Origin of the sequence: Pseudomonas alvandae (assembly GCF_019141525.1) — a bacterium.
In the GTDB taxonomy this organism is placed as follows: domain Bacteria; phylum Pseudomonadota; class Gammaproteobacteria; order Pseudomonadales; family Pseudomonadaceae; genus Aquipseudomonas; species Aquipseudomonas alvandae.
Map to the genome: position 1 here is coordinate 5927267 of NZ_CP077080.1, position 12950 is coordinate 5940216.

Consider the following 12950-nt stretch of genomic DNA (forward strand, 5'->3'; position numbering starts at 1 on the left):
TTGCGAGATTGCTACAAATGACGAAAAACAGCGCAAAACGACGACACATTGCGTCTTATTAACGTGTTTCTCCCTCTCTAGAATGGCTGGCATCTTTTCCTATACTCAGACGCGAACGTCGCGTCGAGTCGCCCATCAAGGTCCGCCATGAACAAGAACAATCGCCACCCAGCAGACGGCAAGAAACCCATCACCATTTTTGGGCCGGATTTTCCGTTCGCCTTTGACGACTGGATCGAACACCCGGCCGGCCTGGGCGTCATTCCGGAACATAATCACGGCGCCGAAGTGGCGATTGTCGGTGCCGGCATCGCTGGCCTGGTGGCGGCGTACGAGTTGATGAAGCTGGGCCTCAAGCCCGTGGTCTACGAAGCGTCGAAAATGGGCGGGCGCCTGCGCTCCCAGGCGTTCAACGGCGCCGAAGGCATCATTGCCGAGCTCGGCGGCATGCGGTTCCCGGTGTCGTCCACGGCGTTCTATCACTACGTCGACAAGCTGGGCCTGGAGACCAAACCCTTTCCCAACCCGTTGACTTCGGCCTCGGGCAGCACCGTCATTGACCTGGAAGGCCAGACTTACTATGCAGAAAGCATAGCCGACCTTCCCGCGCTGTTCCAGGAAGTCGCCGACGCCTGGGCCGACGCATTGGAGGCTGGCTCACGCTTCAGCGAGATCCAGCAAGCGATCCGCGACCGCGACGTACCGCGCCTCAAGGAACTGTGGAACACCCTGGTGCCGCTGTGGGATGACCGCACCTTCTATGATTTCGTCGCCACCTCCAAGGCGTTCGCCAAGCTCTCGTTCCTGCACCGCGAAGTGTTCGGCCAGGTCGGCTTCGGCACGGGCGGCTGGGACTCGGACTTCCCCAACTCGATGCTGGAAATCTTCCGTGTGGTAATGACCAACTGTGATGATCATCAACACCTGGTCGTCGGCGGTGTGGAACAGGTGCCTCACGGTATCTGGAAGCACGTGCCGGAGCGTTGCGCACACTGGCCAGCAGGCACCAGCCTCAATTCGCTGCACCTGGGCGCGCCTCGTGCCGGCGTGAAACGCATCGCTCGGGCCGATAATGACCGGTTCAGCGTCACCGACGTCTGGGGCGACACGCGCGAATATGCCGCCGTGCTGGTCACCTGCCAGACGTGGCTGTTGACCACCCAGATCGAATGCGAGGAGGCGCTGTTCTCGCAGAAACTGTGGATGGCCCTGGACCGCACCCGCTACATGCAGTCGTCGAAGACCTTCGTGATGGTCGACCGGCCGTTCTGGAAGGACAAGGATCCGGAAACCGGACGCGACCTGATGAGCATGACCCTCACCGACCGCCTGACTCGTGGCACCTACCTGTTCGACAATGGCGACGACAAGCCGGGCGTGATCTGCCTGTCCTATTCGTGGATGAGCGATGCGCTGAAAATGCTGCCTTATCCGGTGGAAAAACGGGTGAAGCTGGCCCTCGATGCCCTGAAGAAGATTTATCCAAAGGTGGACATCGCCGCGCGGATCATCGGCGAACCGATCACCGTGTCCTGGGAAGCGGACCCTTACTTCCTCGGCGCATTCAAGGGCGCCTTGCCGGGCCACTATCGCTATAACCAGCGCATGTACGCGCATTTCATGCAGGACGACATGCCCGCCGAACAAAAAGGGATCTTTATCGCCGGCGACGACGTCTCATGGACACCCGCCTGGGTTGAAGGCGCGGTACAGACCTCGCTCAACGCCGTGTGGGGAATCATGAAACACTTCGGCGGTGAAACTCACCCCGAGAACCCGGGTCCAGGTGATGTGTTCGACGAAATCGGTCCGATCGCCCTGCCCGAATAAAAGGAGTTGTCGATGCGCGTAGCCCTTTACCAATGCCCACCGTTGCCCATGGACCCGGCCGGCAACCTGCAGCGCCTGCATCAGATCGCGCTGGAAGCCAGGGGCGCCGATGTGCTGGTGGTGCCGGAGATGTTCCTCACCGGCTACAACATCGGGGTCGATGCGGTGAATGTACTGGCGGAGGTCTACAACGGCGAATGGGCGCAGCAAATCGGCCGTATTGCCAAGGCGGCCGGGCTGGCGATTCTCTATGGCTACCCTGAACGCAGCGAAGACGGGCAGATCTACAACGCTGTCCAACTGATCGATGCCCACGGTGAACGCCTGGCCAACTACCGCAAGAGCCACCTGTTCGGTGACTTGGACCACACGATGTTCAGCGCCGGCGACGCGGCGTTGCCGATCGTGGAACTCAACGGCTGGAAGCTCGGTTTCCTGATCTGCTATGACTTGGAGTTCCCGGAAAACGCGCGGCGCCTGGCCTTGGCCGGCGCCGAGCTGATTCTGGTGCCGACCGCCAACATGCAACCCTACGAGTTCATCGCCGATGTCACCGTGCGTGCGCGGGCGATCGAGAACCAGTGCTTCGTCGCCTACGCCAATTATTGCGGCCACGAAGGCGAATTGCAGTATTGCGGCCAGAGCAGCATCGCCGCACCGGACGGCAGTCGGCCGGCGTTGGCGGGCCTGGACGAAGCATTGATCGTGGGCGATCTCGATCGACAGCTGATCGATGACTCCCGCGCGGCCTACAACTACCTGCACGACCGTCGCCCCGCGCTTTATGGCGACTTGCCTAAACACTGATCCGGCCTAATCCGCTAGCATGAGCGCATCCCCATCCTGGAAGCGCTCATGCCGGTCCCCGATCCCCTCCGCCCCCACATTGAAACCCTGGCCAACGGCCTGCAGGTGACATTGCGTCATGTTCCCGGCCTCAAGCGCTGCGCCGCTGTGTTGCGGGTGGCGGCTGGCAGCCACGATGCGCCCGAGGCCTGGCCGGGCCTGGCGCATTTCCTCGAGCATCTTTTCTTCCTGGGGACAGAACGCTTTCCTACCGGACAGCACCTGATGGCCTACGTGCAAGGTCACGGCGGGCAAATCAATGCGCGCACCAGCGAACGCACCACCGACTTTTTCGTGGAGTTGCCACCGGCAGCCCTGCCCGGCGGACTGGACCGGCTGGCCGATATGCTCGTCCATCCGCGCCTGGACGAAAACGATCAAATGCGCGAACGCGAGGTCCTCCACGCTGAATTCGTCGCCTGGTCCCAGGACGCAGCGGCCCAGCGACAGATGGCCTTGTACGAAGGGTTAGCGGCGAGACATCCGCTACGGGGATTTCATGCGGGCAATCGCGACAGCCTCGGCGTATCACAGCCGGAATTCCAAACGGCACTGCGGGATTTCTACCAGCGTTTCTATCAGGGCGGCCAAATGACCCTGAGCCTGGCTGGCCCGCAGGACATCGAAGCCTTGCGGACCCTGGCCATCCAATTCAGCGAGCACGTGCCCACCCATGAAACAGCGCTCCGGCAGGCACCGCCGAGGCTCATGGCGTCCGCCGGCGCCAGTTATCAGCAGACGCGGGAAGGCGGCCTCGACTTGCTGTTCGCCTTCGAACAGCTGCCCGCCGCCTCGCCCCGAGCCTTGGATTTCCTGTGCCACTGGCTGAGCAACCCTAAGCCTGGCGGCTTGCTCGCGACATTGCGCCAGCAAGGCCTGGCTGACAGCCTCAAGGCCACCGCGTTGTATGAATTTGCCGGCCAAGCGCTGCTGCATATCGAACTCAAGCTCGACAGCGGAGAAACACCCGTCGATAGCCGGCCGTTGCTGCGCGACTGGCTGGGCTTTTTTACCGCCCAGGACGACTGGGCATCACTGCGCCAGGCATACACCACGCTTCGGCAACGTCAGCAAGAGACCGCGACCGCCTTGCAGCTGGCGCGCTGGGACTGCGAAGGACGCGAAGGCCCGCTGTCGGAAAACGATTTGATACGCCTCAGGGAAATCCTCAGGCAACTGCACCCTGTGGAGAACGTCGTCGGACAATGGCACGTGCCAGCGCCCAACCCATTTCTGCAAACCATCAGTGAACCACCCCGCGCCGGTTTGATCCGCGGCCAGACCAGCGCCCACCGTGGCTTGCGCACATTTGCCCAGGACCGCAGCCGGGGCCGCCGGGAGCGCTCGCCCATGCAGTTCAGCCAGGCATTGCCGGACACCTCACCTGAGGGTGCGGTGTATCTGCGCTGGCAATTGCCGGCACAAACCCCGCTCAGTCTGAAATCCAGGCTTGATCGGCAGTTGGCGGACTTGCAGGAAGATGCCCGGCAGGCCGGTGTCGACATCGCCTTTGAACCCAGCGGCCAGCAATGGCTATTGAAACTGCTCGGCTTGCAGGCACCGATGCCGTTGGTCCTTGAGCACTTGCTGACGAAGCTGGGACAGCCACTGCCGCCCGGCCCGGCCCGGGACGACACGCCGCTGATACCGATCCGACAGCTGTTGCGCGAATTGCCGAATCATTGTCAGCAAACCCCACGGCCATCCTCGCAACCTTTACCCGACAGCGATCAAGGCACCTGGGCAAACGCCCACTGGGACGGTTTGGCCGTCGGTCTGTCGGCAGCCACCCAGGCCGCCATCGGTCCCGTATTGGCGCGAGTCCCTGGCATCGCCCGAGAGGAAGCCCCGACAACGAGCGTGCCTGCGCCGATGCGTCGCTGGCATTCGCTCCAGACCCAAGGCGACGAACAGGCCGTGCTGCTGTTCTGTCCCACGCCCACCCTGGATTTGGCCGACGAAGCCGCGTGGCGCCTGCTGGCCCATCTGTGCCAAGCCCCGTACTACCAACGCCTGCGGGTCGAGTTGCAGTTGGGCTATGCGGTGTTCAGTGGTTTGAAACAGATCGACGGCCGGACCGGCTTGTTGCTGGGCGCGCAATCCCCCGCGGCGTCGGCGGCACAGTTGGTCGAGCATATGGAGCAGTTCCTGGGCGGCTTGGTGGCGCTGATCGAGCAGATTGACGATGCGACCCTGGCCAGCCAACGACAAGCCCTGGGCAGCCAGTTGCAAAGTACCGTGCTGCCGGTTGCCCAGGTCGCCGAAGTGCTCTGGCAAGGCAAGCTGGCCGGTCGTCCATCGGACTACCTTCAACAGTTACCCGACGCCATAACAGCTATCACGCGCAGACACTTGATAGACGCGGCCCAGCGCCTGGCCGACGCCCATGGCGGACGGTATTGCCTGAGCAACGCGCCGTGTCCGGGAATGCCTTGGCAAGCGGGGCATTGATCGTTACGGACCGTGCAACGAGCTTTCTCAAAGAATCGCGGCGAACGAATTTGTCAGATTTAGTAACATAGCCGCCTAAGCATCTGAACATCTCCCTGCGGAGGTGGACTATATGTATAGGCTCCACCTGTACCATCTAACCGAAGCATCCCAACCAAAGGAGTATTCCCATGTCCTGGTCCAAACCCGCATATATCGATCTGCGTATCGGCTTCGAAGTCACCATGTACTTCGCCAGCCGTTGATAGCTGCAGGCGGTAGTAAGCAACACCACGCCTCGGTCATCCGGGGCGTTTTTTATTTCGGTTTGCAGATGGAGCGGCCATGTTCGTCCAGATTCTAGGTTCCGCCGCCGGCGGCGGTTTCCCCCAGTGGAACTGCAACTGCGCCAACTGCGCAGGTTTTCGCAACGGCAGCCTGCGGGCCCAGGCGCGTACCCAGTCGTCCATCGCGATTTCCGATGACGGCGTGAGCTGGGTGTTGTGCAACGCCTCACCGGACATCCGCGCCCAACTCCAGGGTTTCGCCCCTATGCAGCCTGGCCGGGCCCTGCGCGACACGGGCATTGGCGCGATCATCCTGATGGACAGCCAGATCGACCACACCACCGGCCTGCTCAGCCTGCGTGAAGGCTGCCCGCACCAAGTCTGGTGTACCGACATGGTCCATGAAGACCTGAGCACCGGCTTCCCGCTGTTCAACATGCTGACCCACTGGAACGGCGGGTTGAGTTGGAATCGCATTGAACTCGACCAGAGCTTCACCATCGCCGCCTGCCCGAACCTGCGCTTCACCCCACTGCCCCTGCGCAGCGCCGCGCCGCCCTATTCGCCCCATCGCTTCGACCCGCACCCGGGCGACAATATCGGACTGATCGTCGAGGACCTGCGCACTGGCGGCAAGCTGTTCTATGCCCCAGGCCTGGGCAAGGTCGACGAGTCGTTGCTACAGATCATGGCCGGCAGCGATTGCCTGTTGGTGGACGGTACGATGTGGGACGACGATGAAATGCAGCGCCGTGGCGTCGGCACCCGAACTGGCCGGGAAATGGGCCACCTGGCCCAGAATGGTCCGGGCGGCATGCTCGAAGTGCTGGAGCAACTGCCCGAGCAGCGCAAGGTCCTTATCCATATCAACAACACCAACCCGATCCTTGACGAAGATTCGCCCGAGCGGGCCGAGCTGGTGCGCAGGAACGTTGAAGTGGCTTTCGACGGGATGAGTATCGAGTTGTAGGAAGGGCTGAACGACTGCGGGGACCAGCGGGCCTCATCGCGAGCAAGCTCGCTCCCACAGTTGTCCGAGTCGTACTGATATTGGATTCACAGCACAACCAGTGTGGGAGCGAGCGCGCTCGCGATGGGGCCTGCCCTGACACCACAGAACCCGCGGGTATTTCCCGGAGAACCAAAATGACTGACACCCCCCTGTCCCCCGCCGAGTTCGAAGCGGCCCTGCGTGCCAAGGGCGCCTATTACCACATTCATCACCCCTATCACGTGGCGATGTATGAAGGCCGCGCCACTCGCGAGCAGATCCAGGGTTGGGTCGCGAACCGCTTTTACTATCAGGTAAACATCCCGCTCAAGGATGCCGCGATCCTGGCCAACTGCCCGGACCGGGAGATCCGCCGCGAGTGGATCCAGCGGCTGCTCGACCATGATGGCGCCCCGGGCGAAGACGGCGGCATCGAAGCCTGGCTGCGGCTGGGCCAAGCGGTGGGACTTAACCCCGATCAACTGCGCTCCCAGGAACTGGTACTGCCGGGCGTGCGCTTCGCGGTGGACGCCTACGTCAACTTCGCCCGCCGGGCCAGTTGGCAGGAAGCCGCGAGCAGCTCGTTGACCGAACTGTTCGCCCCGCAGATCCACCAGTCGCGCCTCGACAGCTGGCCCCAGCATTACCCGTGGATCGACCCGACCGGCTACGAATACTTCCGCACCCGCCTGGGCCAGGCCCGGCGCGACGTGGAGCATGGCTTGGCGATCACGTTGCAGCACTACACCACGCGCGCTGGCCAGGACCGCATGCTGGAAATCCTCCAGTTCAAACTGGACATTCTCTGGAGCATGCTCGACGCCATGAGCATGGCCTACGAACTGAATCGCCCGCCCTATCACACCGTGACCGACCAACGGGTTTGGCATAAAGGAATTACCCTATGAGTTTCGATCGCAGCCAAACCCCCAACTGGCGCCCCGGCTATCGCTTCCAGTACGAACCGGCCCAGAAAGGCTACGTGCTGCTCTATCCTGAAGGCATGATCAAGCTGAACGACAGCGCTGCGCTGATCGGTGGCCTGATTGATGGCGAACGCGATGTGGCGGCAATCATTGCTGAGCTGGATAAACAATTTCCCGGTGTGCCAGAGCTCGGTGACGACATCGAGCAATTCATGGAGGTCGCCCGTGCACAGCACTGGATCACCCTTGCCTGAGAAGCCCGCCGTTGGCCTGCCGCTGTGGCTGCTGGCCGAGCTGACTTATCGCTGCCCGCTGCAATGCCCGTACTGCTCCAACCCGCTGGACTTTGCCGAGCAAGGCAAAGAGTTGAGTACTGAGCAGTGGTTCAAGGTCTTTCGCGAAGCCCGGGAGATGGGCGCCGCGCAATTGGGCTTTTCCGGCGGCGAGCCGCTGGTGCGCCAGGACCTGGCCGAGCTGATCGGCGAGGCGCGCAAGCTGGGTTTCTACACCAACCTGATCACCTCAGGCATCGGCCTGACCGAACAGAAGATCAGCGACTTCAAGAAGGCTGGCCTGGACCACATCCAGATCAGTTTCCAGGCCAGCGACGAGCAGGTGAACAACCTGCTGGCCGGCTCGAAGAAAGCCTTTGCGCAAAAACTCGAAATGGCCCGGGCGGTGAAAGCCCATGGCTATCCCATGGTGCTGAACTTCGTGACCCATCGGCACAACATCGACAAGATCGACCGCATCATCGAGCTGTGCATCGCCCTCGAAGCCGACTTCGTCGAACTCGCCACGTGCCAGTTCTACGGCTGGGCGCAGCTCAACCGCGTCGGCCTGCTGCCGACCCGGGAACAGCTGGTGCGGGCCGAGCGCATCACTAACGAATACCGGGCCAAGCTGGAAGCCGAAGGCAACCCGTGCAAACTGATCTTTGTCACGCCGGACTACTACGAAGAACGCCCCAAGGGCTGCATGAACGGCTGGGGCAGCATTTTTCTCACCGTCACGCCGGACGGCACGGCATTGCCGTGTCACGGCGCCCGGCAGATGCCGGTGCAGTTCCCGAATGTGCGCGACCACAGCATGCAGCACATCTGGTACGACTCGTTCGGCTTCAACCGCTTCCGCGGTTATGACTGGATGCCCGAACCGTGTCGCTCCTGCGATGAAAAGGAAAAGGATTTCGGCGGCTGCCGCTGCCAGGCGTTCATGCTCACGGGCGATGCCAGCAATGCCGACCCGGTGTGCAGCAAATCCGAACACCATGGGATAATTCTCCAGGCTCGCGAAGACGCCGAGCACGCCACGCAAACCATCGAGCAACTGGCCTTTCGCAATGAACGAAACTCACGCCTCATCGTTAAAGGCTGATCCACTCAGCGCCGCCCAGGCTGTCGCGGCAGGCATCGACTTTGCCGAACTGCAACTCGGGCCCCTGGGCCTGTTCTGGAATGAATACCGCCCCGCGGACGGAGCCTGTCGGATCTGGCATTGGCGCGATGGCAAGGCGCATTGCCTGACCCCGGATGGCTTCAGCGTGCGCAGCCGGGTCTATGAGTATGGCGGCGGGTCGTTCTGCCTGAGCGATGACGGCGTGCTGTTTGTCAACGAGGCCGACCAACAGCTGTATCACCAATCGCTGGGAGACCCGCGCCCCGTGGCGTTGACCTCGGGTGAGCGTCGATATGGCGATCTGCACTTCGCCGCAAGGCACGTGCTAGCGGTGGAAGAACAGGCCAACCAGCATCGTCTGGTGTCGATCGGGCTGACCGATCATCAGCGATGCGTATTGGCCGAAGGCGCGGATTTCTATGCCGCGCCGATCATGAGTCCTGATCAAAAGCGTCTCGCCTGGATCGAGTGGAGTCGCCCCCACCAGCCCTGGACGGCCACGCGGCTGATGCTGGCCGAGCGCAACGATGCAGGTTGGGGCGAACCGGTCTGCATGGCGGGTCACGGTGCGGAGGAGTCCATCCAGCAACCGCGCTTCGATGCTTCCAATCGTCTTTATTGCCTGACCGATCGAGGCGGTTACTGGCAACCTTGGGGTGAATACGTGGGCGTCCTGAGGCCATTGGCTGCCGCCGAAGCCGACCACGCCCCCGCGCCCTGGCAATTGGGCGGTTGTACCTGGCTGCCCATCGACGAAGAGACTTACCTGGCGAGCTGGACCGAGGCGGGTTTTGGTCGGCTGGGCTTGTGCCATGGTGACGCAACCGAAGACTTTACCGAGGCCTACAGCCGCTTTCGCAGCCTGGCGCAAGATGAGCGTTTCATCTATGCCATTGCCGCCTCGCCAACCAGCCCGTCGGCGGTCATTGCCATCGAACGACAGAGCCACGACACCACCGTGCTGGCTGGCGGTATTGCGCCGCTATCGGCCGAACAGATCAGCCGTCCACAGACCCTGCGCTACCCCGTTGCTTCAAGTGAAGCCCACGGGTTCTTTTATCCGGCCATGGACGCCAACCCGAAACCGCCGCTGGTGGTATTCATCCATGGCGGGCCGACTTCCGCCTGTTATCCGATATTTGATCCGCGCATCCAGTACTGGACCCAGCGCGGCTTTGCCGTGGCCGATCTCAACTACCGCGGCAGCAGTGGTTATGGCCGGGCCTACCGGCAGGCATTGCATCTGAATTGGGGCGTGGTGGATGTCGAGGATGCCTGCGCCGTCGTTGCGTACCTGGATGAGCAAGGCCTGGTCGATGGCCGCTGCGCCTTCATTCGTGGCGGCAGCGCCGGTGGGTATACGACCCTTTGCGCCTTGGCATTCCGGGATGTGTTCCGTGGCGGAGCCAGCCTCTATGGTGTCAGCGATCCGGTTGCCCTGGGCCGCGCCACGCACAAGTTCGAAGGCGACTATCTGGACTGGCTGATCGCCGACCCGCACGTAGATGCCGAGCGCTATCGGGCCCGTACTCCGTTGCTTCACGCAGACAGGATCCGCGCGCCGATGATTTTTTTCCAAGGCGAGCTGGATGCCGTGGTCGTGCCGCAACAGACCCGCGATATGGTCAAGGCATTGCAGGACAAAGGTGTTCCAGTGGAGGCGTACTACTACGCCGACGAGCGCCACGGCTTTCGCAAGGCCGTGAACCAGGCGCATGCGCTGGAGCATGAGTGGTTGTTTTATCGAAAGGTAATAGGGGCTTGCTTATAAAAAAGCGGCGCGCTTTTGTGGCGAGGGAGCTTGCTCCCGCTGGGTCGCGGAGCGGCCCCAAGCTTTTTGCGATCGCTGCGCAATCGAGCGGGAGCAAGCTCCCTCGCCACCAAGGAATCCTCAATAAAGGAATCCCCTGACCGCAGGACTTCAACGCTTGGCGATGATGTACACCGCATGCACGATGCCGGGGATATAACCCAACAGCGTCAGCAGGATATTCAACCAGAAAGCCCCGCCAAACCCGACTTGCAGGAACACACCCAGCGGCGGCAGCAGGATGGCGATGATGATGCGAATGAAATCCATGGATGACTCCCTGATGAGCGATGGCCACGTTGCCATAGCCATGGACACCTGCCCGCTCGTCGGGGTTCAGTAATTGCTCGCGGGAGGCCTCGAAAGCGTCCGCCGATAAAAAACGCGGACAAAAGAAAACCCCGCCGAAGCGGGGCTTTGCAGACTGTTTCCCTGACATCCATTTCACTCCGCCTTCCTGGCAGAATCCTACGTGTCCGTGTTGTTACTTTTGCGCGTCCTGCGCTACGTCCATGGAAGCTAGATTAGCCCTGGATCCAATCGGACGATAGAGGGAAATCGCCAGCACGTCATGTAAGCATTTGCTTACATGACGGCATGTTTCAGAATTGGCCGGGTTCCAGCAGGAACAACGACTCACTGCCGGCCTTCACCGAAGCGCTCAGGGAATGGATCCGCGGCAACAGGCGGGCGAAGTAGAATCGCGCCGTGCCCAGCTTGCTGGCATAGAACTCATCCTGGTTTTCCTTGCCCAGGGCCGCCCTGGCCATGAGCGCCCACATGTAGGCGTATGCGGTGTAGCCAAATGCCTGGAGGTATTCCACCGACGCCGCGCCGATTTCGTTCGGGTTGTTTTTCGCCCGGTCCAGCAACCATTCGGTCAGTTCGTCCAGCGTGCCGACGGCGTCGTTCAACGGCTTGGTGAACTCCGACAATTCGCTGCTTGCCGTGGCGGTGAAATGGCGAATCTCATCGGCGAACAATTTATAGAACGCCCCGCCACTGCCGACGATCTTGCGTCCCACCAGATCCAGCGCCTGGATACCGTTGGTGCCTTCGTAGATTTGCGTGATGCGCACGTCGCGCACCAGTTGCTCCTGGCCCCATTCGCGAATGTAGCCGTGACCGCCAAAGATCTGCTGGCCGTGAACGGTGGTTTCCAGACCCAGGTCGGTGAGGAAGGCCTTGGCGACGGGGGTCAACAGCGCGACCAGATCTTCCGCACGCTTGCGGGTGGCGGGGTCTTCGCTGAACTTCGCGGTATCCAGTTGCATCGCGACGTAGGTGGAGAACGCGCGGCCACCTTCGTTCGAGGCTTTCATGGTCAGCAGCATGCGACGCACGTCCGGGTGGACGATGATCGGGTCGGCGACCTTGTCCTTGTTCTGCGCGCCGGTTGGCGAGCGGCTTTGCAGGCGGTCACGGGCGTATTCGATGGCGTTCTGGTAGGAGCGCTCGCCGGTGGCCAGGCCCTGGATACCGACGCCCAGGCGCTCGTAGTTCATCATGGTGAACATCGCCGCCAGGCCTTTGTTCGGCTCGCCTACCAGATAACCCACGGCCTCGTCGAAGTTCATCACACACGTGGCGGACGCCTGGATACCCATTTTGTGTTCGATCGACCCGCAGTTGGCCGCGTTCCGCGCGCCCAGGCTGCCGTCGGCATTGACCATGAATTTCGGCACCAGGAACAGCGAGATGCCTTTCGGCCCAGCCGGAGCGTCCGGGAGTTTCGCCAACACCAGGTGGATGATGTTTTCGGTGAGGTCGTGTTCGCCGCCGGTGATGAAAATCTTCGTACCACTGACCTTGTAGGAACCGTCAGCCTGGGGCTCCGCCTTGGTGCGGATGATCCCCAGGTCGGTACCGGCGTGAGGCTCGGTCAGGCACATGGAACCGGCCCAGATACCGGCGTACATGTTCGGCAGATACGCCGCTTTCAATTCCTCGCTTGCATGGGCGTTGATCGACAGGCAAGCCCCGGCGGTCAGCATCGGATACAGGCCGAAGGACAGGCTGGCCGAGTTGACCATTTCCTCGACCTGGGCCGAAACGGCCTTGGGCATGCCCATGCCGCCATAAGCCGGATCACCGCCAACGCCGACCCAACCGCCTTCGGCGTAAGTCTTGTAGGCCTGTGGGAAACCTGCCGGCGTGGTGACAGCGCCGTCCGACCAGTGACAACCTTCTTCGTCAGCTGCACGACTGAGGGGGGCGACGCTTTTACTGGTGACCTTTCCGGCTTCCTCCAGAATCGCTTCGACAGTTTCAGCATCCACGGTCTCGGCCAGCGCCGGCAGTTGGGCCCAGAGTTTTGCGACCTCGAACACTTCATTGAGGACGAAGCGCATATCGCGCAGGGGCGCTTTGTAGTCAGCCATGGCAAACCTCGCAAGATCTAAACAATTGGTTCGTAGGAAAGCGGTTTCGCA

11 protein-coding genes are annotated in these 12950 nt (G+C 61.7%); 9 read left to right on the forward strand and 2 right to left on the reverse strand.

Translation table 11 applies throughout. From position 1 onward, the window contains the following. The first annotated feature begins 147 nt into the window (after positions 1–147). The 9 genes from KSS97_RS26550 to KSS97_RS26590 all read left to right on the forward strand — a co-directional run bounded on the left by KSS97_RS26550 (position 148) and on the right by KSS97_RS26590 (position 10479). Positions 148–1830: a flavin monoamine oxidase family protein gene (locus KSS97_RS26550; RefSeq protein WP_217860484.1), complete on the forward strand. Its 1683-nt coding sequence runs from the start codon at positions 148–150 to the stop codon at positions 1828–1830. Positions 1831–1842: 12 nt separating this feature from the next. Next, on the forward strand, positions 1843–2637 hold the full coding sequence (locus tag KSS97_RS26555; protein ID WP_198797839.1) for a carbon-nitrogen hydrolase family protein: 795 nt from the start codon (positions 1843–1845) through the stop codon (positions 2635–2637). A gap of 48 nt (positions 2638–2685) precedes the next feature. Next, positions 2686–5127 carry a pyrroloquinoline quinone biosynthesis protein PqqF gene (gene pqqF / locus KSS97_RS26560; protein ID WP_217860485.1) on the forward strand — a complete coding sequence of 814 codons (2442 nt, stop codon included), beginning with the start codon at positions 2686–2688 and terminating at the stop codon, positions 5125–5127. Between the two features lie 170 nt (positions 5128–5297). Then, positions 5298–5372, forward strand: a complete 75-nt coding sequence (gene pqqA, locus KSS97_RS26565; RefSeq protein ID WP_003177660.1) for a pyrroloquinoline quinone precursor peptide PqqA — start codon at positions 5298–5300, stop codon at positions 5370–5372. 79 nt (positions 5373–5451) lie between these two features. Next, positions 5452–6363, forward strand: a complete 912-nt coding sequence (gene pqqB / locus KSS97_RS26570; protein ID WP_030139249.1) for a pyrroloquinoline quinone biosynthesis protein PqqB — start codon at positions 5452–5454, stop codon at positions 6361–6363. Between the two features lie 176 nt (positions 6364–6539). Further along, positions 6540–7292, forward strand: a complete 753-nt coding sequence (gene pqqC / locus KSS97_RS26575) for a pyrroloquinoline-quinone synthase PqqC (RefSeq protein ID WP_198797842.1) — start codon at positions 6540–6542, stop codon at positions 7290–7292. Next, the gene (pqqD, locus tag KSS97_RS26580) at positions 7289–7564 is read left to right on the forward strand and encodes a pyrroloquinoline quinone biosynthesis peptide chaperone PqqD (RefSeq protein ID WP_217860486.1); all 276 of its coding nucleotides are present in this window, start codon (positions 7289–7291) and stop codon (positions 7562–7564) included. The genes pqqC and pqqD overlap by 4 nt, the downstream gene beginning before the upstream one ends. Then, a complete protein-coding gene (gene pqqE / locus KSS97_RS26585) occupies positions 7557–8687 on the forward strand; it encodes a pyrroloquinoline quinone biosynthesis protein PqqE (RefSeq protein WP_085987043.1) in 1131 nt (376 codons plus the stop codon). Before pqqD ends, pqqE begins: the two co-directional genes overlap by 8 nt. After that, positions 8653–10479, forward strand: coding sequence for an alpha/beta hydrolase family protein (locus KSS97_RS26590; protein ID WP_217860487.1), 1827 nt, complete (start codon positions 8653–8655; stop codon positions 10477–10479). Before pqqE ends, KSS97_RS26590 begins: the two co-directional genes overlap by 35 nt. A gap of 150 nt (positions 10480–10629) precedes the next feature. Here KSS97_RS26590 and KSS97_RS26595 read toward each other — a convergent pair whose 3' ends face one another. Together KSS97_RS26595 and KSS97_RS26600 are read right to left on the reverse strand one after the other, a co-directional pair. Next, positions 10630–10788, reverse strand: a complete 159-nt coding sequence (locus KSS97_RS26595; protein ID WP_003177654.1) for a YqaE/Pmp3 family membrane protein — start codon at positions 10786–10788, stop codon at positions 10630–10632. Between the two features lie 332 nt (positions 10789–11120). After that, entirely contained in the window at positions 11121–12899 is a 1779-nt protein-coding gene (locus tag KSS97_RS26600) for an acyl-CoA dehydrogenase C-terminal domain-containing protein (RefSeq protein ID WP_217860488.1), read from the reverse strand. Positions 12900–12950: the final 51 nt, after the last annotated feature.